General features: G+C 71.0%; 17 protein-coding genes. 8 read left to right on the forward strand and 9 right to left on the reverse strand.

From position 1 onward, the window contains the following. The first annotated feature begins 143 nt into the window (after positions 1–143). The 3 genes from OHS82_RS11585 (at position 144) to OHS82_RS11595 (ending at position 3,170) form a co-directional block, all read left to right on the forward strand. On the forward strand, positions 144–770 hold the full coding sequence (locus OHS82_RS11585) for a DUF3000 domain-containing protein (RefSeq protein WP_057575738.1): 627 nt from the start codon (positions 144–146) through the stop codon (positions 768–770). Positions 771–1,014: 244 nt separating this feature from the next. Then, positions 1,015–1,674 (forward strand): helix-turn-helix transcriptional regulator, encoded by a 660-nt coding sequence (locus OHS82_RS11590; protein ID WP_057575736.1) that lies wholly within the window; start codon positions 1,015–1,017, stop codon positions 1,672–1,674. Between the two features lie 209 nt (positions 1,675–1,883). Further along, positions 1,884–3,170 carry an HRDC domain-containing protein gene (locus tag OHS82_RS11595; protein ID WP_079041028.1) on the forward strand — a complete coding sequence of 429 codons (1,287 nt, stop codon included), beginning with the start codon at positions 1,884–1,886 and terminating at the stop codon, positions 3,168–3,170. A gap of 75 nt (positions 3,171–3,245) precedes the next feature. On the opposite strand, the gene OHS82_RS11600 is transcribed toward OHS82_RS11595, so the two are convergent. From OHS82_RS11600 to OHS82_RS11610, 3 genes are read right to left on the reverse strand one after another with little or no spacing between them, the layout of a single operon-like run. Further along, on the reverse strand, positions 3,246–4,076 hold the full coding sequence (locus OHS82_RS11600; RefSeq protein WP_328433827.1) for a carbohydrate ABC transporter permease: 831 nt from the start codon (positions 4,074–4,076) through the stop codon (positions 3,246–3,248). Continuing rightward, complete coding sequence (locus OHS82_RS11605; protein WP_057575733.1) at positions 4,073–5,047, reverse strand: carbohydrate ABC transporter permease; 975 nt, start codon at positions 5,045–5,047, stop codon at positions 4,073–4,075. Before OHS82_RS11605 ends, OHS82_RS11600 begins: the two co-directional genes overlap by 4 nt. Beyond that, positions 5,044–6,366 carry an ABC transporter substrate-binding protein gene (locus tag OHS82_RS11610; RefSeq protein WP_057575731.1) on the reverse strand — a complete coding sequence of 441 codons (1,323 nt, stop codon included), beginning with the start codon at positions 6,364–6,366 and terminating at the stop codon, positions 5,044–5,046. Before OHS82_RS11610 ends, OHS82_RS11605 begins: the two co-directional genes overlap by 4 nt. A gap of 170 nt (positions 6,367–6,536) precedes the next feature. Between OHS82_RS11610 and OHS82_RS11615 the strand changes: the two genes are divergently transcribed. The 4 genes from OHS82_RS11615 (at position 6,537) to OHS82_RS11630 (ending at position 13,504) form a co-directional block, all read left to right on the forward strand. Further along, entirely contained in the window at positions 6,537–8,963 is a 2,427-nt protein-coding gene (locus OHS82_RS11615; RefSeq protein ID WP_057575729.1) for a glycoside hydrolase family 2 protein, read from the forward strand. Further along, positions 8,960–9,997 carry a LacI family DNA-binding transcriptional regulator gene (locus OHS82_RS11620; protein ID WP_328433828.1) on the forward strand — a complete coding sequence of 346 codons (1,038 nt, stop codon included), beginning with the start codon at positions 8,960–8,962 and terminating at the stop codon, positions 9,995–9,997. The genes OHS82_RS11615 and OHS82_RS11620 overlap by 4 nt, the downstream gene beginning before the upstream one ends. Positions 9,998–10,154: 157 nt before the next feature. Further along, positions 10,155–11,375, forward strand: coding sequence for a thiolase family protein (locus tag OHS82_RS11625; protein WP_057575725.1), 1,221 nt, complete (start codon positions 10,155–10,157; stop codon positions 11,373–11,375). Then, complete coding sequence (locus OHS82_RS11630) at positions 11,372–13,504, forward strand: 3-hydroxyacyl-CoA dehydrogenase NAD-binding domain-containing protein (RefSeq protein ID WP_057575723.1); 2,133 nt, start codon at positions 11,372–11,374, stop codon at positions 13,502–13,504. The genes OHS82_RS11625 and OHS82_RS11630 overlap by 4 nt, the downstream gene beginning before the upstream one ends. 503 nt (positions 13,505–14,007) lie before the next feature. Here the strand turns inward: OHS82_RS11630 and OHS82_RS11635 are convergent. Both OHS82_RS11635 and OHS82_RS11640 read right to left on the reverse strand, forming a co-directional pair. Next, a complete protein-coding gene (locus tag OHS82_RS11635) occupies positions 14,008–14,565 on the reverse strand; it encodes a DUF3291 domain-containing protein (protein WP_328436053.1) in 558 nt (185 codons plus the stop codon). Between the two features lie 415 nt (positions 14,566–14,980). Next, positions 14,981–15,997, reverse strand: a complete 1,017-nt coding sequence (locus OHS82_RS11640; protein WP_328433829.1) for a hypothetical protein — start codon at positions 15,995–15,997, stop codon at positions 14,981–14,983. Between the two features lie 170 nt (positions 15,998–16,167). Between OHS82_RS11640 and OHS82_RS11645 the strand changes: the two genes are divergently transcribed. After that, positions 16,168–16,548 carry a hypothetical protein gene (locus OHS82_RS11645; protein WP_057575718.1) on the forward strand — a complete coding sequence of 127 codons (381 nt, stop codon included), beginning with the start codon at positions 16,168–16,170 and terminating at the stop codon, positions 16,546–16,548. A 183-nt stretch (positions 16,549–16,731) separates the two neighbouring features. Here OHS82_RS11645 and OHS82_RS11650 read toward each other — a convergent pair whose 3' ends face one another. The 4 genes from OHS82_RS11650 to OHS82_RS11665 all read right to left on the reverse strand — a co-directional run bounded on the left by OHS82_RS11650 (position 16,732) and on the right by OHS82_RS11665 (position 22,693). Continuing rightward, a complete protein-coding gene (locus OHS82_RS11650) occupies positions 16,732–18,252 on the reverse strand; it encodes an amino acid permease (protein WP_057575716.1) in 1,521 nt (506 codons plus the stop codon). A 157-nt stretch (positions 18,253–18,409) separates the two neighbouring features. Further along, on the reverse strand, positions 18,410–20,329 hold the full coding sequence (gene dxs / locus OHS82_RS11655; protein WP_057575714.1) for a 1-deoxy-D-xylulose-5-phosphate synthase: 1,920 nt from the start codon (positions 20,327–20,329) through the stop codon (positions 18,410–18,412). Between the two features lie 202 nt (positions 20,330–20,531). Next, on the reverse strand, positions 20,532–21,905 hold the full coding sequence (locus tag OHS82_RS11660) for a sugar ABC transporter permease (RefSeq protein WP_057575712.1): 1,374 nt from the start codon (positions 21,903–21,905) through the stop codon (positions 20,532–20,534). Continuing rightward, positions 21,902–22,693, reverse strand: coding sequence for an ATP-binding cassette domain-containing protein (locus OHS82_RS11665; protein ID WP_079041026.1), 792 nt, complete (start codon positions 22,691–22,693; stop codon positions 21,902–21,904). The genes OHS82_RS11660 and OHS82_RS11665 overlap by 4 nt, the downstream gene beginning before the upstream one ends. Positions 22,694–22,856 lie beyond the last annotated feature (163 nt).

Raw genomic sequence — 22,856 nt, forward strand, 5'->3', positions numbered from 1 at the left:
GCGCGGTCCGTGCGCCTGTTCGCCCAGCGCGCACCCGTCCGCAGGCCCGGCGCGGGTGTCTTGCCCTGCGCGAAGCCCCCGTTCCCCTTAATCTTCCCCGCATGGCTGCGGCTCAGGGACGACTGTCGGACGACGCTGGCGGGATGGATGACGCGAACGAGGGGGACCGGGACGGGGGCAGGTCGGCTCCGTTGCCGTTCCGGTCCGCCGTCGACGGACTGAGAGCGGCCCGGCTGCGGCCGCAGATCGAGATCGAGCCGACGCCTGCGCCGAAGCGGCTCGCCCCGTTCGCCCACGCGCTGGAGGCGACGGTCGTGGACGGCGAGCAGGACCTCGCCGACGGCCGGCTGGTGCTGCTGCACGATCCGGCCGGGCACGACGCCTGGCGCGGAACGTTCCGCCTGGTGACCCTTGTGCGGGCGGAGCTGGAGCCGGAGATGGCCGCCGACCCGCTGCTGCCCGAGGTGTGCTGGTCGTGGCTGACCGGCGCGCTCCAGGCGCGCGGGCTGACGTACGGGGAGCCGAGCGGGACCGTCACGCGCGCGAGTTCGCACTATTTCGGGGGGCTGGCGGAGCGTCCGGCGGCCTCGCAGATCGAGATCCGGGCGTCCTGGACGCCTCGCGAGGGCCTGGGCGGAGTCCCGGACACCGGGGCGCACCTGTCGTCCTGGTGCGACCTGCTGGCGCAGGTGGCCGGGCTGCCGCCGGCCGGACCCGGCGACGCGTCCGTGGTGACCCTCCCGCAACGCCGGGGGCCACACTCACGTTGACCATCTCTTTGTCGATACGGCCATTTTCGATCCCGTCTGACACCCACTTAAACCGACTCGATCTTCGGATGATCGATCGCGTGTCCGAATTGCACAGATTGTTACTCACTAGATCGTGATCATTCTCTAAAGGACCCCGGGTTCGCTGCCGAAGACGACTGTGACCTTGAAAGCACGGTTCGTCCCGGCTTCCTCCCCACGAGCCCCCCACGAACCGGCTCCCGTCCCCCACCCAGGAGGCCTGGTGTCCGTTCTCCTCGAGCAGCCCGCAAGCCTGGTCGCCTACCGCCCGAACAAGCCCACCGCCATGGTGGTCGTGGCCGACCCGCGCGTCCGCTCCACCGTCACCCGTCACCTGTGGGCGCTCGGTGTGCGCGACGTCATCGAGGCCTCGTCCGTCGCGGAGGCTCGTCCCCGCATCGGCAACCCCCGCGACATCTGTGTCGCCGACGTCCACCTGCCCGACGGCTCCGGCCTCACCCTGCTGTCGGAGACCCGCGCCGCGGGCTGGCCCAACGGGCTCGCCCTCTCCGCCGCCGACGACATCGGCGCGGTGCGCAACGCGCTCGCCGGCGGCGTCAAGGGCTACGTGGTCACCGGCACCCGCACCAACCTCGGCCTGCCCGGCCGTCCCGGCGCCGCCCCCATGGGCTCGGCCGCCCGTATGCACCGCCGCCCCCCGGGTGCCCCGAGCCACCCGGGCGGCTACCGCGAGCTCTCCGGCCGTGAGGTCGAGGTGCTGCGACTGGTCGCCGAGGGTCAGTCGAACAAGGCCATCGGCGTCTCGATGGGCCTGTCCGCGCTGACCGTCAAGAGCCACCTCGCCCGCATCGCCCGCAAGCTCGGCACGGGCGACCGCGCCGGCATGGTCGCGGTGGCCCTGCGGACCGGCATCATCCACTGAGACCCCACCCGGCCCCGGCGTCCTGGACTCCCCCACGGTCCCTGCGGTCCCCGCGACCCCCAGGAGCGCCACTCCCTCCCCACCGGCCCCTCGCTCCCCTCACCTCCCCTCCCCGCCGTTCCCCGGCCTGACCGGATTACGACCCTGCGCAGCCCGCCGACGGAACGTTCCGTCGGCGGGCTGCGTCGATACACGGATACCCTTGACAGGTGACCGACGCCCAAGAAACCGCAGCAGCCAGTTCACTGCGAACCACCGGAGGCGCCCCTCCGGACGAAGGCGGATCCACTGCTTCCGGGGCGCCGACACCTCTGCTCGAGCCACGCGAGGGCATTCCTCCCGTGATCGCCGACGAGGCCTCCCTCGCCGCGGCCGTCGCCGCCTTCGCCGCGGGCTCCGGCCCGGTCGCCGTCGACGCCGAGCGCGCCTCCGGCTACCGCTACGGACAGCGCGCCTATCTGGTGCAGCTGCGCCGCGAGGGCGCCGGCAGCGCGCTGATCGACCCGGTGGCCTGTCCCGACCTCTCCGCGCTCGGCGCGGCGCTGTCCGACGCCGAGTGGGTGCTGCACGCGGCCACCCAGGACCTGCCGTGCCTGCGGGAGATAGGCATGGTGCCGACGCGGTTGTTCGACACCGAGCTGGCCGGACGGCTCGCCGGGTTCCCGCGGGTCGGCCTCGGCGCGATGGTGGAGGGCGTGCTTGGCTACGTCCTCGAGAAGGGTCACTCCGCGGTGGACTGGTCGACCCGGCCGCTGCCCGAGCCGTGGCTGCGTTACGCGGCCCTCGACGTGGAGCTCCTGGTCGACCTGCGCGACGCGCTGGAGAAGGAGCTGGACCGGCAGGGCAAGCTCGACTGGGCCCACCAGGAGTTCCACGCGATCGCCTCCGCCCCGCCGCCCGAGCCCCGCAAGGACCCCTGGCGTCGTACGTCCGGCATGCACAAGGTGCGCCGGCGCCGGCAGCTGGGCGTCGTGCGGGAGCTGTGGGAGGCCCGGGACCGGATCGCTCGGCGGCGCGACGTGTCGCCGGGCAAGGTGCTGTCGGACGCGGCCATCGTGGAGGCCGCGCTCTCCCTCCCGGCGAACGCGCACGCGCTGGCCGCGCTGGCCGGATTCGGGCACCGGATGGGGCGGCGGCAGCTGGAGCAGTGGCAGGCCGCGGTCGACCGGGCGAAGGCGCTGAGCGAGTCGCAGCTCCCCCAGCCGGGACAGCCGGTGACGGGGCCGCCGCCGCCGCGCGCCTGGGCCGACAAGGACCCCGCGGCCGCCGCGCGGCTCAGCGCGGCGAGGTCGGCGGTCTCGGCGTTGGCCGAGGAGCTGAACATGCCGCAGGAGAACCTCATCGCGCCGGACGCGGTGCGGCGGGTGTGCTGGGAGCCCCCGGCAGCGGACCCGGAAGCGGTGACGACGGCGCTCACCGGGTACGGAGCGCGTCCCTGGCAGGTGGAGCAGGTCGCGCCGGTGCTGGCCGCAGCGCTGTCGGACAAGGGCGAGTGACCGCGGCGGCCCCGTGCGCGCCACGACGGTCGTACGGCGGCCGGTACGGCCGCCCGTCCTGCGGCCGTGGACAGGTCACCTCGTCGCTCCTCGCATGAAACCGTTGTAGATGTATTTCTGGAGGGCGAGGAAGACGATCAGCGTCGGCAGGATGACGAGCACCGCTCCTGCCGAGATCGTTTCCCAGTGGGCGGCATAGGGGCCCTTGAAGCGGAACAGCGACGTCGAGATCACGCCAAGATCTTGTGACGGCATGTAGAGGAAAGGGATGTAGAAGTCGTTGTAGACGGCGATTCCCTTCACGATCACGACCGTCGCGATCGCCGGTTTCAGCAACGGGAAGATGATCTTTCGGTAGATCGTGAACGCGTTGGCGCCGTCGAGACGGGCCGCCTCGTCCAGGGAGATCGGGATCGATCGCACGAACTGCAGGAAAATGTAGATCGAGACGATGTCCGTGCCCATGTAGAGCGCGATCGGCGCCCAGCGGGTGTCGAACATGCCGAGGCTGTGGACGATCTGGAACGTGGCCACCTGGGTGGTCACCCCGGGGACCAGTGCGGCGACCAGGAACAGGGCGATCACCGGTTTCCGGAACCGGAAGGTGAAACGGTCGATCGCGTACGCCGTCATCGAACCGATCAGAACGGTTCCGCCGACGGAGACCAGCAGAATGAAAGCGGTGTTGCCGAACGCCGTGAGCATCCCGCCGTCCCGGAACGCCGTCACGTAGTTGTCGAAGTTGAACGGGTCGTCCGGGAGCGCGAGCGCTCCGCTGCCGGCCGCCGTCTCATTCTCGGTCTTCAGGGACGTCAGGACGACGACGCCCAACGGGAGCAGCACCACCAGCGTCGCGCCGATCAGCGACAGGTACACGAGGGTGCGGGCAACGGCTCGGCGCGTCATACGAGGTCCACCCTGTCGTCGGGGACGAGGCGTCGCTGCACCCAGGTGACCAGCAGGATGATCAGCAACAGCACCACGGCCGCCGCCGAGGCGAGCCCCGTCTTGTTGAACTGGAAGGCCAGCTTCACGGTCTGGATCACGAAGGTCTCGGTGCCGGTCGCCCCGCCGGTCATGATGTACGGGATCTCGAAGGCCGACAGGGAGCCGGAGACGGAGAGGATCACCGTCAGGGTCAGCACCGGCTTGATGCCGGGCAGGATGACATAGCGGAACTGGTGCCACCGGCTCGCGCCGTCCAGCTCGGCCGCCTCGTACAGCTCCCCCGGGATGGACTGGATCGCGCCGAGGAACAGCACGAAGTTCATGCCGAGGTAGCGCCAGATCGAGACGCCGGCGAGCGAGACGTTCGCCGACGCGGGCGTGCCCAGCCAGGCGCGGTCGGTGTGGTGGCCGAAGAGGCCCAGCACCGTGTCGAGGGTCCCGCCGTCCTGGAAGAAGTAGAGGAAGACGAAACCGATGGCCACGCCGTTCACCAGGGACGGGAAGAAGAGGACGCCCTTGAAGAAGTTCCGGAAACGGATGCTGAAACTCAGCACGGTCGCGAAGTACAGGGCGGCCACGATCTGGATCACCGAGGCGGCCAGGTAGTAACCGCTCACCCAGAACACCTGGAAGAGGTCCTCCCTGGTGAAGATCTCCGCGTAGTTCTCCGCGCCGGTGTAGTGCAGTTCGGGGCTGACGCCGTCCCAGTCGGTGAAGCTGTAGGCGACCATGTTGACGATCGGCGCGTACGTGAACGTGATCAGCAGGGCGAGCGGAGCGAGCAGGAACAGCCAGGGGGTCAGCAGCCGCCAGGTGCGCGTCCGGCGCGGCGCCGGCCGCGGAGCGGCGCTCCCCGTGGAGGGCGCCGCGGCCGCGGCGGGGGCCTTCCCCACGCCGCGCGCCGGGGTGTGGGCGCCCGCGTGCGTCATCGGTCGCCCACGTTCGCCTGTGTCTCGGTCCACTTCTTGCCGAGCCCGGTGAGGAAGTCGTCCAGGCTGCCCTTCTTCGCGCCGCGCGCGAGGTCGACCAGGTCCTGGCGGTACTCGGGCTTGAAGATGCCGACCTCGGACTGGTCGTCGATCAGCTTGACCTTCGCGCCCGCGGAGTCGTCCAGCTCGATGAGCTTGACGTGCGCCTCCTCGTAGGGCTTCAGCACCTTGGGCATGGCCGCGTCCTTGAGCGGGGAGATGGCGAGGTTGTCCTTGTCGTAGCCGGACTTGTCGGTGAACCAGTCGATCCAGGCGCGGGCCGCCTCCTTGTGCTTCGAGTGCACGTTGACGGCCTGGTTGTAGTCGGGGCCGACGGTCGCGCAGTACGCCCCGTCCGTCTGCGCGGGAAACGGCATGAAACCGATGTCGTCCGGGTTCACGCCGGCCTTCTTCGCGGCGTCCTGGAACTGGATGATCGCCCAGGTGCCGAGCCACTGCGTGGCGATCTCGCCCTTGGCCGTGCGGGGCTTGGACTCCTCCCAGTTGCTGGTGGTCGGGTCCTTCTCGGCGAGGCCCTGCTTGACGATGTCGTACAGGAGCGTGTCGCCGACGCGCAGGTCGGAGCCCTGCGCCCACGGGTCGCCCTCGGCCAGCTTGGTGGTCGCCTGCGGGTCGCAGTGCACCGCGCCGTCGACGTAGGTCCACGAGGTGAGCGGCCACTGCGCGGCGAAGTTGGTGTAGTACGGCACCGCGTCGGTCTTCGTCTTGATCGCCTTCAGGCCGGTGAGGAACTCGGCCGGGGTGGTGGGCCATGCGGTGACCCCGGCCTCCTTCCAGATCCGCTTGTTGTAGACGAAGCCGGGCATCACACCGACCGGGCTCTGGCCGTAGACCTTGCCGCCGACGGTGGTGAAGTCGGTGAAGCGGTATTTCTTGCTGCGCTCGGCGGCGGTGCCGAGCGAGGCGAAGAACTTCGGGTAGTCGTTCTTCTTGATGACGGCGGGGATCAGCAGGACGTCTCCGTAGTCGTCCGTGTTCATGCGGATCTTGATCTCGGCCTCGTAGTTGGTGAGGGCCTGGAACTCCACCTTGACCTTGGGATAGGTCTTGTTGAACTCGGCGGCGTACTTCTTCATCGTGCCGTCCTGCACGAGGTCGGTCCGCACGGTGAGGACCGTGATGGATCCGCTGACCTTGGCCGGGTCGTCGGGCGCGTTGGCGTCCGCGCCCTTCGTGCTTGCTCCGGTGCCGGTGCACCCGGGGAGCAGCAGGGCGGCCGCGGCGGTCGTGGCGAGGACGTGGACGGTGCGGCGGTTCATGTGCGTCACTTCCGTTCGTGGGGACGGATGAGCACGTGCGGGTGGGGCGAGGAGAGTGGGTTGGCTGATTCGGCACTCTGACAGCGCTTTCTCAACCGGTAAAGTCAGATTCCCGCCAAGGAGGAAGAAACCGCGTTCAATTGTGGGCTTGACCGGTTTAGGGAGTGCGCATGCTGGAGGCCTCACCACTCGACGACGGATGGCAGTTGCGGCACGGGGGCGGGAGACTGCCGGCTGTGGTGCCGGGCTGTGTGCACACCGATCTGCTCGCCGCCGGGGTGATCCCGGACCCGTTCCTGGGGCGGGCCGAGACCGAGGTCGCGTGGGTGGGCCGGCGGGAGTGGACGTACGAGACGCAGCTGCCGGCCGTACGGTCCGGGCACGAGCAGACCGACCTGGTCTTCGACGGGCTCGACACGGTCGCCGAGATCACCGTGGACGGTCATCTCCTCGGCCGGGTGCGGAACATGCACCGCGCGTACCGCTTCGACGTGACGGGACTCAGCGGTCCGCTGACCGTCCGGTTCGTCTCCGCCTACGCCGAGGCGGAGGCCGTGCGCGGGAAGGTCGGCGACCGGCCCGGCGCCTATCCGGAGCCGTACCAGTACCTGCGCAAGATGGCCTGCTCGTTCGGCTGGGACTGGGGGCCCACGCTGGTGACGGCCGGGATCTGGCGGCCGGTGCGGCTGGAGCGCTGGTCGACGGCGCGGCTCGCCCGGGTGCGGCCGCTGGTGACGGTCGAAGGGGACGTCGGCGTCGTCGAGTTGCGGGTGGACGTGGAGCGGACCCGGGTGGAGGCGGGGCTCGTACTGGAGGCCCGGGTGGGGGGACGACGGGCGCGTGCCGAGGTGACGGGCACGCACGGCGTCGTGCGGGTGGAGGTTGCGGACCCGGACCTGTGGTGGCCCCGCGGATACGGTGAACAGACTCTGTACGACGTCGAGCTGACGCTGCATCACGGGAGTGCGCCGCTCGACGTCTGGCGGCGGCGGGTCGGCTTTCGCAGCGTCGGGCTGGACACCTCCGCCGATGCGCACGGGAGCGGCTTCACCCTCGTGGTCAACGGGGAGCGGCTCTTCGCGCGGGGCGTGAACTGGATCCCGGACGACGTGTTTCCCTCCCGGGTGACACGGGAGCGATACCGGAAGCGGTTGCGGCAGGCGGCCCACGCAGGGGTCGACCTGGTCCGGGTGTGGGGCGGCGGCATCTACGAGAGCGAGGACTTCTACGACGCCTGCGACGAGCTGGGGCTGCTGGTCTGGCAGGACTTCCCGTTCGCGTGCGCGGCCTACCCCGAGGAGCAGCCGTTGCGGGGCGAGGTGGAGGCGGAGGCCCGCGAGAACGTCGTACGGCTGATGCCGCATCCCTCGCTCGTGCTGTGGAACGGCAACAACGAGAATCTGTGGGGTTTCCGGGACTGGGGCTGGGAGGAGCGTCTCACCGGGGACTCCTGGGGTGAGGGCTACTACCTGGGGATGCTCCCGAGAGTCGTCGGCGAGCTGGATCCGACGCGGCCGTACACGGCGGGGAGCCCGTGGTCGGGTTCGTGGGAGCGCCATCCGAACGATCCGGCACACGGCACGCACCACTCGTGGGAGGTGTGGAACCGGCAGGACTACGCCGAGTACCGAAGTGAAGTGCCGCGCTTCGTGGCCGAGTTCGGCTGGCAGGCCCCGCCGGCCCACGCCACGCTGCGGCGGGCGCTGCCGGACGAGGAGCTCGCGGCGGACTCGCCCGGCATGCTGCACCACCAGAAGGCGGAGGACGGCAACGGCAAGCTGGAGCGCGGCCTCGCCCGCCATTTCCCCCTTCCGCAGGGCGACTTCGACCGGTGGCACTACCTCACACAGGTCAACCAGGCGAGGGCGGTGGCGACCGGGGTCGAGCACTGGCGGTCGCACTGGCCGGTGTGCGCGGGCACGATCGTCTGGCAGCTCAACGACTGCTGGCCGGTGACGTCCTGGGCGGCGATCGACGGGGACGGGCGGGAGAAGCCGCTCTACCACGAGCTGCGGCGGCTGTACGCGGACCGGTTGCTCACGTTGCAGGTGCGGGACGGGCGGCTCGTGTCGGCCGCCGTCAACCAGTCGGCCGAGCCGTGGACGGGCCCGCTGACGCTGCGGCGGCTGACCGTGGAGGGCGACGTCGTCGGTACCGCGACGCTGGAACTGGCCGTCGGCGCACGGTCGGTGGGGGTGGTGCCGGTGCCGGCGGAGCTGGAGCCGGCCGGGGCGAAGGAGTTCCTGGTGGCCGACGCGGGGGGCCTGCCCGCACCGGACGCGTCCGGGGGCGCAGGGCGGGCCGCGGGCGGGGGCCGGCTGCGGGCTGTGCACTTCCCGGTGGCCGACCGTGACTTCGCCCTTCCGCGGCCCGAGTTCACGGTGGACGTGACCGGGGGGGCCGTCACCGTCACGGCGCGCACCCTCGTGCGGGACCTCTTGCTCCAGGCCGACCGGCTGGACCCGGGAGCACGGGCCGACCGGGGGCTGGTGACGTTGCTGCCCGGGGAGCGCGTGACGATCGGGGTGGAGGGCTGGGAGACTCCGGACGCCGCCGCCGCCCGGGCCGCGCTGTACTGCCAGGAGCCCGCTCGATGACGGCGTCCCCCGCCCCCCGCATCACCATCAAGGACGTCGCCGCGCGCGCGGGGGTGTCCAAGGGCGCGGTGTCCCTCGCCTTCAACCGCAAGCCGGGGCTGTCGGAGGCGACCCGGGACCGGATCTTCACCGCGGCGCGGGAGCTGGGCTGGGAGCCGAACCTGACGGCCCGGTCGCTGTCGAGTTCGCGGGTGGACGTGGTGGGGCTCGCGATCTGCCGGCCGGCCAGGATGCTGGGCCTGGAGCCGTTCTACATGGACTTCGTCTCCGGTGTGGAGAGCGTGCTGACCGAGCATTCCTGCTCGCTGCTGCTGCGACTGGTGCGCAGCGTCGAGGAGGAGGCGGGGCTCCAGGAGTCGTGGTGGCGGGGCCGGCAGATCGGCGGGTCGATCCTGGTGGACTTCCGGGCGGACGATCCCCGGGTGGCGGCGGTCGAGCGGCTCGGGATGCCGGTGGTCGCCGTCGGGCATCCGTCGCTGACGGGGGGTCTGACCTCGGTGTGGACCGACGACGCGACGGCCGTGACGGAGGCGGTGCGCTATCTCGCGGCGCTCGGGCACCGGCGGATCGCCCGGGTGGGGGGTGCGGCCTCGCTCGGGCACACGATGATGCGGACGGCCGCGTTCGACGCGGCGGCGCGCCGTCTCGGGCTGGCCGGAGCCTGGCAGGTCGCGACGGACTACTCCGGGGAGGCAGGGGCGCGGGCCACCCGGTCGATGCTGACCGCCGCCCCGTCGGACCGCCCTACCGCAATCGTTTACGACAACGACATCATGGCGGTGGCGGGGCTGGCGGTGGCGGCCGAGATGGGGCTCGCCGTGCCGGGTGACGTCTCCCTGCTCGCCTGGGACGACTCGCAGCTGTGCCGGCTCACCCATCCGACGCTCTCCGCGATGAGCCACGACGTGCACGGATTCGGCGCGGAGGCCGCGCGGACGCTGTTCGGGGTGCTCACGGGGTCGGGTCCGGGGTCGCATCCGGTGCCGACGCCGGTGCTCACACCGAGGGGGTCGACGGCCCCGCCGCGGGCATGAACCGGGGTGATCGCGCAGACTCGTCGGGTGTGACGTTCGCCGCTCCTCCCGGCAGGGGTGTGCAGCTACGTTACCCACAAGTAGCATGGGCCCTGAGCGCGTGCTCAGCGCTTGCGTGTCGCAGCAGTGCCACCCCGCACCCTGGAGGAGAGCCATCGTGCCTCGTACCGTCAGGGACGTCGTCTTCGTAGACGGCGTCCGTACCCCGTTCGGCAAGGCGGGCCCGAAGGGCATCTACCACGAGACCCGCGCCGACGACCTCGTCGTCAAGGCGATCCGGGAGCTGCTGCGCCGCAACCCCGGCCTGGACCCCGCGAAGATCGACGAGGTCGCCATCGCCGCGACCACGCAGATCGGCGACCAGGGCCTGACCATCGGCCGCACCGCCGGCATCCTGGCCGGTCTGCCGACCTCGGTCCCCGGCTACTCCATCGACCGCATGTGCGCGGGCGCCCTGACGGCCGTCACCGCGGTCGCCGGCTCGGTCGCCTTCGGCGCGTACGACGTCGCCGTCGCGGGCGGCGTCGAGCACATGGGCCGCCACCCCATGGGCGAGGGCGTGGACCCGAACCCGCGGTTCGTCAGCGAGAAGCTGGTCGACGAGTCCGCCCTGTTCATGGGCATGACCGCGGAGAACCTGCACGACCGCTACCCCCAGATCACCAAGCAGCGCGCCGACGAGTACGCGGTGCGCTCGCAGGAGAAGGCCGCCAAGGCGTACGCCAACGGCAAGATCCAGGCCGACCTGGTGCCGGTCTCGGTGCGCCGCACCAACCCGGAGGCCGGTGAGACGGGCTGGGGCCTGGTCACCGCCGACGAGCCGATGCGCCCGGGGACCACGCTGGAGAACCTCTCCGGTCTGAAGACCCCGTTCCGTGTGCACGGCCGGGTCACCGCCGGAAACGCGGCCGGTCTCAACGACGGCGCAACCGCTTCCCTGATCGCTTCCGAGGACTTCGCGCGCGAGAACGGCCTGCCGGTCAAGATGCGTCTCGTCGCGTACTCCTTCGCGGGCGTCGAGCCGGAGGTCATGGGCTACGGCCCGATCCCGGCCACGGAGAAGGCACTCGCGCAGGCGGGTCTGTCCATCTCCGACATCGGTCTGTTCGAGATCAACGAGGCCTTCGCCGTCCAGGTGCTGGCCTTCCTCGACCACTACGGCATCGCCGACGACGACGAGCGCGTCAACCAGTACGGCGGCGCGATCGCCTTCGGCCACCCGCTCGCCTCCTCCGGCGTCCGTCTGATGACGCAGCTGGCCCGCCAGTTCGAGGAGCAGCCCGGCGTCCGCTACGGCCTGACCACGATGTGCGTCGGCTTCGGCATGGGCGCGACGGTCATCTGGGAGAACCCGCACTTCGACGGAGGCGACAAGTGAGCACCACCACCGCTGAGCTTCTGAAGGGCGCGGCCGAGCTGTTCCCGGACGAGGTCGTCACGCAGGCGCACGTACGCCATCTGGACCTGCCGTTCGGCGCGGGGCGCTTCGCCCTGATCACGCTGGACAACGGTTTCGACCACACCAAGCCGACCACCTTCGGCCCGCAGTCCCTCGCCAACCTCGACCTCGCGATCGACCAGGTCGAGAAGGAGGCCGCGGCCGGCGAGATCGTCGGGGCCGGCGTCACCGGCAAGCCGTTCATCTTCGCCGTCGGCGCGGACCTCAAGGGCGTCGAGCTCCTCAAGGACCACAAGGACGCGCTCGCCATCGGCAAGGGCGGCCACGAGGTCTTCAAGCGCCTCGCGCATCTCGCGGTCCCGACCTTCGCCTACTACAACGGCGCGGCGATGGGCGGCGGCGTCGAGGTCGGTCTGCACTGCCGGTACCGCACGGTGTCCGCGGCGCTGCCCGCGTTCTCGCTGCCCGAGGTCTTCCTCGGTCTGGTCCCCGGCTGGGGCGGCTGCACCCTGCTGCCGAACCTGATCGGCGCGGACAAGGCGGTCTCGGTGATCATCGAGAACTCGCTCAACCAGAACAAGCAGCTCAAGGGTGTGCAGGTCTACGAACTGGGCATCGCCGACGCCCTGTTCGAGGGCGCCGACTTCCTGGAGCAGTCGCTGATCTGGACGGCGTCCGTCCTCAAGGGCGAGATCGTCGTCGACCGCCCGGTGATCGACCGCGGCGAGGCCTGGGACCAGGCCGTCGCGCGCGGCCGGTTCGTCGCGGACAGCAAGGTGCACGGCGCGGCCCCGGCCGCCTACCGTGCGCTGGACATCATCGCCGCCGCCAAGAACGGCGACCTCCAGCAGGGCTACGACGCCGAGGACGTGGCGCTCGCCGACCTGATCATGGGCGGTGAACTGCGCTCCGGCATCTACGCGTTCAACCTGGTGCAAAAGCGCGGCAAGCGTCCGGCCGGCGCCCCGGACAAGTCCCTGGCCCGTCCGGTCACCAAGGTCGGCGTGGTGGGCGCGGGGCTGATGGCCTCGCAGCTCGCGCTGCTGTTCCTGCGCCGCCTGGAGGTGCCGGTCGTGCTGACCGACATCGACCAGGAGCGCGTCGACAAGGGCGTGGGCTACGTCCACGCCGAGATCGACAAGCTGCTCGCCAAGGGCCGTGTCAACCAGGACAAGGCCAACCGCCTCAAGGCCCTGGTGTCCGGCGTCCTGGACAAGGCCGAGGGCTTCTCCGACGCGGATTTCGTCATCGAGGCCGTGTTCGAGGAGATCGGTGTCAAGCAGCAGGTGTTCGCGGAGGTCGAGGCGGTCGCCCCGGCGCACGCCATCTTCGCGACGAACACCTCCTCGCTGTCGGTCTCCGAGATGGCGTCGAAGCTGAAGAACCCCGAGCGGGTCGTGGGCTTCCACTTCTTCAACCCGGTCGCGATCCTGCCCCTGCTGGAGATCGTCCGCGGTGAGCAGACCGACGACGCCTCGCTGGCCACGGCCTTCGCCGTCGCCAAGAAGCTGAAGAAGACGGCGGTTCTGGTGAAGGACGCCCCGGCGTTCGTCGTGAACCGCATTCTCACCCGTTTCATGGGCGAGGTGCAGAACGTCATCGACGAGGGCACCCCCGTCGAGGTCACGGAGAAGGCGGTGGAACCGCTCGGCCTGCCGATGTCCCCGCTGGTGCTGCTCGAGCTGGTCGGCCCCGCGATCGGTCTGCACGTCTCGGAAACGCTCAACCGCGCGTTCCCGGACCGTTTCACGGTCTCCCCGAACCTCGCGGCCGTCGTCAAGGCGGGCAAGCGCGGTTTCTACGTCTACGACAGCGGCAAGCCGGAGCTGGACCCCGAGGTCTCGGCGCTCCTGCAGCAGGGCGACAGCGTCCTGACCGAGGAGCAGGTGCTGGCCCGCGTCCTGGACGCGGTGGCGCAGGAGATCGGGCTCATGCTCGACGAGGGCGTCGTCGCCGAGGCCCAGGACATCGACCTCTGCCTCATCACCGGCGCCGGCTGGCCCTTCCACCTGGGCGGCATCACGCCGTACCTGGACCGCGCGGGCGTCTCCGAGCGGGTGAACGGCAAGAAGTTCCTGGCGCCGGGTGTCGCGTCGGTGCCGGCGTAACGGTTACCGAAAGAGGTGCCGTAAGAGTTGCTACGGCCGTAAGCGTCGTAACGGCTTACGACCCGTCACCGGTCGCCGGGGGCAGGGCGAAGTGAGGAGGGCCTCCGCTCATGGCGGAGGCCCTCTGCCGTCCGGCCGTCGCCCTGGACGGCCGGCGGCCCGGGCGGGTGGGCCGCTGCGGGCCGAGCCTGCCGCCGCGGATCCCGCGCTCGATCCCGCCGGCATGGTTCGCCGAGCTGTTCGCGGCGCCGCCCTCCCACCGCGAGCGGGCCCTGGTCGCCCTCTGGATCTCCACCGGGCTGCGGGCTCCGGAGCCGGGCGGCATGCGTCAGCGCCATGTCGGCCCCGGCCGGCGGTCGTTCGTCCACGGCGGCGAGGCGGGGGTCCGGCGCCGAGAGGTCCGCGCGGGCCAGCCGCGCGAGGCCGCCGCCGCCCGGCGCCGGCTGTGCGCCGTCATCCAGTCGAGGCGTTCGACAGCGGACCGAGCCGTCGAGGCCTCCTGGTCAGGGAACCTGGTCGCTCTTCGGCCCGATGTCCTCGTTCCTGGTCGGAGTTCCGTCCGGGGCGAACGGGTGGTGGAAGGTGAAGGCGTGCGGCGCGGAGCCGTGGCCGTGGAGGTGCTCCAGCCGGAACACCCCGTCCCGCCAGGTGGGCGTCACGTCGTCGGGGAGCCACCAGAACACGTGGTTCGGGTGCTCTGTCCGCTCGAACCAGTCGTAACGCCTGTTCAGCGCGTCACGGTGCACACCGGTGTAGACGGCGTCGAAGGCGGGGCGCAGGCCGGTCCAGAGTGAGAGGGTCGCGGCCAGGGCGGTGGTCTCCCGCGTCCGGCCCTTGCTGTACCACGCCGGTACGGCGAACTCTCCCCATGCACCCCAGTCCGCCCCGAAGAGTGTGCCCCGGTCACCGTCCGCCGCCTCGGCATGCGCGAGGTGTCCGGGGTGCCGGCTGATCTTCCGGTAGACGGCCTCGCCGACGTCGTAGAACTCGCGCGTGAGAGGTGCGGGTTCGGCGAGAGGTGACTTCAGGACGCCGAACGTGTACAGCGCCAGTCGGGGCATGGGCATGCGTCTCTCCCTGGTCGGGGGTGCCTGGTGTGGACCTGGTTCGGTGGCTCACGCACGGGGGCGAGGATCGGTGGGCCTGCGGGCTCGTCCCGTCGCGGGTGGCTCAGCCTGGAGGAACTCCCCGTGCAACCGCGGGCGACGGCGACGACCACCGAAGGCCAGGTGAAGGTAGCGGCCCCGGCGGGGCCGTGTCGAAGTTGCGTTTTCCCTGTCCAGGTGGCCTCTTGGCCGGGTCCCCGTGGGAGTTGGGACGGTCGCGCCGCCTGCCGTCGAGCCGAGGGCAGCGGGATGCAGGGTCGCGCGGCAGGGGGCCGGGGGCTGAGGGCCGGGGGCTGAGGGCCGGAGGGTGAGGACCGGGGGCTGAGGGCCGGGGGCGAGGGGGCTGAGCGCCGAGGCGGTTGCCTGCGCCTCAGACCGTCTGCCAGGCCGTGAGGGCCAGGCCCGGCTCGTCCTTGCGGCGGGTGAGGTGCAGCAGCCCGGTCGACGGGGACAGGGCGGCCGCGACCACCCGGTCCTCGTGGTCCTTCGCGAGCGCCACGCCGGCGTCGGCGGGCAGCTGGGGGCCGGACTCGGTCCACCAGGCGCCGACCGACTCCTGTTCGGTCGGATAGGCGGCGAACGCGACGCGGCCGCTCGCGGAGCGCTGGGCGAGCAGCGTGCAGTCGTGGTCGTCGAGGCGGGTGCGGATCGCGGCGACCGGGCCGGGTCCGGCGGCGGCGAGGAGCGCGACGGGTTCGGAGCCGGGACGCCAGGCGCACAGATCGCCGGTGTCGTCGGTGTAGAAGAGCGTGACGTGCCCCGCCGAGGTGGCCAGCGCCCGCAGCGTGCCGGGCCGGACGGACGTCTTGAGAGGCTCCTGCAGGACCGGCTGGGCGCCCGGCTCCTCCTGCCGCCAGTGCAGGAGACCGTCGGACCCGGCGGCGAACGCCTCGACGCGGCCGGAGGTCCCCGCCGCCGCGACGGGCGGTCCCTCGACGCCCTGCCCCTTCAGGTCGCGCCAGGGGTCCCAGCCGCCCTTCTCCTTCTGGGCGACCACGGACAGTCCGGCGCCGGTGTTGCGGACGAAGACATGCGCACGTCCCTGGGCGTCCACGGCGACCGCGGGCGTTCCGGTCCGGTCGCCCTTCTTGTCGGGATGACCGACGGGGGCCCAGTCCAGCGGGGCGAGCAGGGGCCGGAAGTGCGTCGAGTGCACCAGTGCGGCCGCCTCCCGCGCGGTGGGCCGCCAGGAGGCCAGGTGGGCGTAGCCGTTCGCGCCCTGGCCGACGGCGAGAACCTGGTGGAGTCTCTGGTCGCCGCCGACCCGGCGCGGGGCCTCCCAGGGGCCGCCCGGGACGTGTTCAGCACGGCACAGGACGGCGTCGTCCGACATCAGATAGACAGCCAGCCGTCCGTCGCGGCCGCGTATGAGCCAGTCGCCGTTCACCCGATCACTTTATGCCGGGGTCCCGACGACGCCCGCCGGGGGTCGCGTCCGCCGACCTCGTCCGGCGACCTCGTCCGGCGATCTCGTCCAGGGGTCGCGTCCGCGGGCTGCGTCCCCGGTTCTCGGTCGCGGGTCTCGTCCGCGACGCCGTCCGTGCGACGCTGGTCCGCATGGACGACGACAACTCCGCGCCCGCGCTGCTCGTGATCGTCGACGCCGCGAACGTCGTCGGGTCGGTCCCCGACGGATGGTGGCGGGACCGGCGGGGCGCGGCGGAGCGGTTGCGCGACCGGCTGGCCGCGGACGGCCTCTTGGGGCACTCCGGGCCCGTGGACATCGTCCTCGTCGTCGAGGGCACGGCCCGCGGGGTGGAGCCGGCGCCCGGCGTGCGGGTGGAGGCGGCCCCCGGCAGCGGGGACGACCGCATCGTCGAACTGGTCGCCGAGGCCGCCGGCCGCCGCCGTCTCGTCGTCACCGCCGACCGTGAGCTGCGCCGCCGGGTGACGGACCTCGGCGCGGACGTCACGGGCCCGCGCGCGGTACGCGGCTGACACCACGGCGGGTGGGACACCGCACGACGCAGGACGCACGACACCGCTCGCAGGGGCAGGCGGCCGGCCGCCTGCCCCTGGTTGACGGCCTTCGCCTCTGGGCGCGGACGCGGGGGCGGGGCTGCGCAGCCGCGAGCCCGGCCCCGGGCGGTCGCCGTCGGGGGCCGGGCTCGGGGGCGTGCGTCACACGGGGCCGGCGCCGCCGGTGCCCGGGGTGGGGGCGGTGGACGCCTCGGCTCGCCCGAGGCGGCTGTGGGAGCGGCCGTAGAGGAAGTAGACGACGCATCCGATGACCATCCAGATGCCGAACCGCAGCCAGGTCTCGGCGGGCAGGTTGAGCATCAGCCAGAGCGAGGCGAGCACCGACAGGATCGGGACGAACGGCACCCACGGGGTGCGGAAGGCCCGGGGCAGGTCGGGGCGGGACCTGCGCAGGAGGACGACGCCGATCGCGACGACCACGAAGGCGAACAGGGTGCCGATGTTGACCAGCTCGGCGAGCTCGCTCAGCGGGGTGAAGCCGGCGACGATCGCGATGATCCCGCCGAGCAGGATCGTGGGCCGGTGCGGGGTCTTGTAGCGCGGGTGGACGTGGGAGAAGAAGCGGGGCAGCAGTCCGTCGCGGCTCATCGCGAAGAAGACACGGGTCTGGCCCAGCAGCAGGATCATGCAGACGGTGGTGAGGCCGACGGCGGCGCCGAAGCTGATGAAGCCCGCGAACCAGGGGTGCCCGGTGGCCTTGAAGGCGTCGGCGAGCGGGGCGGTGATGGACAACTTGGTGTAGTGCTCCATGCCCGTGACGACGATCGACACCAGCACGTACAGCGTGGTGCAGATGATGAGGGAGCCGATGATGCCGCGGGGCATGTCCCGCTGCGGGTGCTTGGTCTCCTCCGCGGCCGTGGCGACCACGTCGAAGCCGATGAAGGCGAAGAAGACCACCGAGGCGGCGGTGAAGATGCCCATGACGCCGAAGTTGGAGGGCGCCCAGCCGAACATCAGCTGGATGAGCGGGGAGTTCAGCCCCCCGCCGGCCTCGACGGCCTGCGCCTTGGGCACGAACGGGTCGTAGTTCTCGCCCTTGATGAAGAAGGCGCCGGCGATGATCACGGTCAGCACGACCGTCACCTTGATGGCGACCACGATCGAGGTCACACGCGCGGAGAGCTTGGTGCCGAGCACGAGGATGGCGGTGAGCACCAGAACGAGTGCGGCGGCGAGGATGTCGAAGCCGAAGCCGTGGGCCCCGTCCCGGCTGCCGAGCGCCGCCGGCAGGTGCCAGCCGGCGTTGTCCAGCAGTGAGGCGATGTAGCCGGACCAGCCGACGGCGACCACCGCGGTGCCGAGCGCGAACTCCAGGACCAGGTCCCAGCCGATGATCCAGGCGGGCAGTTCGCCGAGGGAGGCGTACGAGAAGGTGTACGCGGAGCCCGCCACCGGGACGGTGGAGGCGAACTCGGCGTAGCAGAGCGCGGCGAGCGCGCAGACGACCCCGGCCACCACGAAGGCCAGGGCCACGGCCGGGCCGGCGTTGTTCTTGGCGACCGTGCCGGTGAGGACGAAGATGCCGGTGCCGATGATGACGCCGACGCCGAAGACGGTCAGGTCGAGCGCGGACAAGGATTTCTTGAGCGCGTGTTCTGGCTCCTCGGTGTCGAGGATGGACTGCTCGACCTTCTTCGTCCGGAAGAGGGTGCTGCTCACGGGGTACCTCCCACGCTGTGTCGTCCTCGACATGATCGAGAGGGGGCGTAGACCGTATGCCCCGCCGCGGGCCGGTTAACGCGAATGGACCGGTTCCACCACTCTTCACAGTGGTGGAACCGGTCCATCCGGGCGGCTCGGGTCGCCTGCGCCGACGTCAGTCGCGGGCGGGCTCCACGGACTCGACCGCCGCGCTGCCGTACCGTCCGTCGAGCTTGGAGACGAGGCCGGTGACCTGCCGCGCGATGTCGGGCGCGGTGAGCCCGATCTCGGCCATGACCTCGGCGCGGGAGGCGTGGTCGAGGAAGCGGGGCGGGATGCCGAAGTCGCGCAGCGGGACGTCGACTCCGGCGTCGCGCAGGGACTGGGCGATCGCCGATCCGACGCCGCCGACGCGGGAGTTGTCCTCGACGGTGACGACCACGCGGTGCCGTTCGGCGAGCGGGGCCATGGCCTCGTCGACGGGCTTGACCCAGCGCGGGTCGACGACGGTGGTGGTGATGCCCTGCCGGTCGAGGAGCGTCGCGATCTCCAGGCACATCGGGGCGAGTGCGCCCACGGAGACCAGCAGCACGTCGGGGGTGTCGGTGCCGCTCTCGCGCAGCACGTCCATCCCGCCGACGCGGCCCACGGCGGGCACGGCGGGGCCGACGGCGCCCTTGGAGAAGCGGACGACGGTCGGCGCGTCGTCGACGGCGACGGCCTCGCGCAGCTGGGCGCGGACCTGGTCGGCGTCGCGCGGGGCGGCGAGCCGCAGACCGGGAACGACCTGGAGGATCGACATGTCCCACATGCCGTTGTGGGAGGCGCCGTCGGTGCCGGTGACGCCCGCCCGGTCCAGTACGAATGTCACACCGCACTTGTGGAGGGCGACGTCCATGAGGACCTGGTCGAAGGCACGATTGAGGAATGTGGCGTACACCGCGAACACCGGATGCACCCCGCCGTGGGCCAGGCCCGCGGCGGAGACCGCGCCGTGCTGCTCGGCGATGCCGACGTCGTAGACCCGGTCCGGGAAGGCTTTGGCGAACTTGTCGAGTCCGACCGGCTGGAGCATGGCGGCGGTGATCGCGACGATGTCCGTGCGCTCCTCGCCGAGCCTGACCATCTCGTCGCCGAAGACGGACGTCCAGTCGGCGCCGGAGGTGGCGATCGGCAGACCGGTGTCGGGGTGGATCTTGCCGACGGCGTGGAAGCGGTCGGCCTCGTCCTGGAGGGCGGGCTGGTAGCCGCGGCCCTTCTCGGTGAGGCAGTGCACGATCACGGGGCCGCCGAAGCGCTTGGCGCGGGCCAGCGCGGACTCGAGCGCCTCGATGTCGTGGCCGTCGATCGGTCCGACGTACTTCAGGCCGAGGTCCTCGAACATGCCCTGGGGGGCGATGAAGTCCTTCAGGCCCTTCTTGGCGCCGTGCAGGGTCTCGTAGAGCGGCTTGCCGACGACGGGCGTGCGCTCGAGGAGGTCCTTGCCGCGGGCCAGGAAACGCTCGTAACCGTCCGTGGTGCGCAGGGTGGCGAGGTGATTGGCGAGGCCGCCGATGGTCGGCGCGTACGAGCGCTCGTTGTCGTTGACGACGATGACCAGCGGGCGGTCCCCGTCGGCGATGTTGTTCAGGGCCTCCCACGCCATGCCGCCGGTGAGCGCGCCGTCGCCGATGACCGCCACGACGTGGCTGTCGCGGTCGAGGATCTGGTTGGCCTTGGCGATGCCGTCGGCCCAGCCGAGCACCGTGGAGGCGTGGCTGTTCTCGATGACGTCGTGCTCGGACTCGGCCTGCGAGGGGTAGCCGGACAGGCCGCCCTTCATCTTCAGCCGGGAGAAGTCCTGCCGGCCGGTGAGCAGCTTGTGCACGTAGGACTGGTGTCCGGTGTCCCACAGGACCTTGTCCTTGGGCGACTCGAAGACCCTGTGCAGGGCGAGGGTGAGCTCGACCACGCCGAGGTTGGGGCCGAGGTGGCCGCCGGTCTTGGAGACGGCGTCCACGAGGAAGGTGCGGATCTCCCCTGCCAGCTGGTCCAGCTCCTCCAGGCTGAGCCGGTCCAGATCGCGCGGTCCCCTGATGCGGGTCAGCAGCGGCACCCGTGCCTCCTTGCAGTAAAAGCTGATCGAGCTGTTGCCGGGCTTGTCGAGTCTAATGTTCCGCCGGGGCGGCCGGACTCCGGCCCGTGCGTCATACGTCACCCGAACGGCCGTACCCACGATCCACCGTTCCCATGACACGACTGTGCCCGGCATCTGAACGGACGCCGGGCACAGGGGGTCGTACGGTCGTACGGAGGGACTAGCCTCGACCGGCCGCCTTCTGGCTCTTGCGGGACACCGAGTCGATGACGACCGCGCCGAGCAGAACACCACCGGTGATCATGTACTGGATCGAGGTGTTCATGTTCAGCAGGTCGAGACCGGTCCGGATGGACTGGATGACCAGCATGCCCAGCAGGGCGGACCAGACGGTGCCGCGGCCGCCGAAGAGGCTGGTGCCGCCGATGACGGCCGCCGCGATGGCGAGCATCAGGGTGTCGCCGGCGCCGGCGCTCAGCGACGCGCCTGCCGTCTGGCCGGCGAAGAACATGCCGCCGACCGCCGCGAACCCGCCGGAGATGGCGAACACGGTGATCCTGACCATCGGCACGTTGATGCCGGCCCGGCGGGCGGCCTCGATGCCGCCGCCGACCGCGAAGACCTTGCGGCCGTACGTGGTGCGACGCAGCACGAAGTCCACGATCACCAGCGCGGCCAGGAAGATGACCAGCGCGTTGGAGACGCCGGAGGCGTTGTTCAGCACCGCGGCGGAGACGAACGCCGCGAGGGCGAGGGCGCCCACGCGCAGCAGGATCTCACCGGTCGCACGGTGCGGGACGCCTGCGGCCCGGCGTCGGCGCTGCTCACCGAAGTTGCCGACCAGGGACAGCACGACGGCCAGGCCGGCCAGCAGGTAGGCCCCGATGATGGCCTGGTCCATGAAGAAGGAGTTCTGGCCGAGCAGGTGGATCGGGCCGGTGTCCGACGGCAGGTTGATCGTGCCGTTGGAGCCGAGCAGCCACAGCATCAGACCGTTCCAGGCGAGGAGGCCGGCCAGGGTGACCACGAAGGCCGGTACGCCGATCTTCGCGAAGAACCATCCGTGCAGGGCGCCGATCGCGATGCCCGTGACAATGGTCAGGGCGAGCGCGAGCCACGGGTTCATGCTGTGGTCCACCACGAACACGGCGAACACCGCGGACGCCAGACCGCTGACGGAGCCGACCGACAGGTCGATCTCCCCGAGCAGCAGCACGAACACCAGGCCGATGGCGAGCATGCCGGTGGCCGACAGGAAGTAACTGATGTTGGAGAGGTTGTCGGCGCTGAGGAAGCGGTCGTTCTTCAGCTGGAAGATCGTCCAGATGACGATCAGGCCGAGGACGACCGGGAGCTGGCCGAGCTCGCCGCTCTTGACCTTGCGCTTGAACTCGGTGACGTAGCCCTTGAGGCCCTCCTCGCGGACCAGCAGCCGCGGGTCGACGACGGAGACGGGCGCGGCCGTCGGGTCGTCGGCGGGCGCGACGGTCGTCTGGTCCTCGACGACGCCCTGGGTCTTCTCGAGCCCGGTGGCCGTCTCGGCCTTGCCCGGCTCTGTGGAGTCGCTCTTCACGGTCTTCGACGTGTCGCTCACTTGGCCGCCTCCGCGGTGCGACGCCCCGCACGACGGGTCACGGCGTTGTCCGTGGCACCGGTGATCGCGGCGATGATCTCTTCGTGGCTGGTGTCCTTCACGGGGAAGGAGCCGTTGTTCTTGCCCAGGCGCAGCACGGCGACGGTGTCCGCGACCGCCTTGACGTCGGCCATGTTGTGGCTGATGAGGATGACGCCGAGGTTGCGCTCGCGCAGCCGCTCGACCAGGTCGAGGACCTGCGCCGTCTGCTCGACGCCGAGCGCCGCGGTGGGCTCGTCGAGGATGACGACCTTCGGGTCGCCGATCAGCGCACGGGCGATCGCGACGACCTGGCGCTGACCGCCCGAGAGGCTCGCGATCGGGATGCGGACGCTCGGGATGCGGATGGAGAGCGTGGAGAGCAGCTCGCGGGCGTTCTTCTCCATCGACACCTCGTCGATGACGCCGCGGCGCAGCAGCTCCCGTCCGAGGTACAGGTTGCCGACGACGTCGAGGTTGTCGCACAGCGCGAGGTCCTGGTAGACCGTCGCGACGCCGAGTCCCTGGGCGTCGTGCGGCTTGTCGATGCTGACCGGCCGGCCCTCCCACTCGATGACGCCCTCATCGATGGGGTGGACCCCTGCGATCGTCTTGACCAGGGTCGACTTCCCTGCGCCGTTGTCGCCCACCAGGGCGACCACTTCTCCGGCGTGGACCTCCAGCTCGACGTCGGTGAGTGCCTGCACCGCACCGAATCGCTTGGAGACTCCGCGCAACGCCAGCACGGGCGTAGCGGACACGTGAACCATCTCCTTCGCCGCCTGACCGGCGGGGATGCCGCGCGCAAAGACAGGCGCGGAGGGATGTGGACGACGGCGCGGGGCGCGACGTCGACGCACGAGGTTTACAAGATGAACATGCGTGAATCCGCTGCGCTTGGCAACGGTTCTCTCACTGGGCGAGGTTCCGTCC

The sequence above is a fragment of the Streptomyces sp. NBC_00425 genome (assembly GCF_036030735.1).
Lineage (GTDB): Bacteria > Actinomycetota > Actinomycetes > Streptomycetales > Streptomycetaceae > Streptomyces.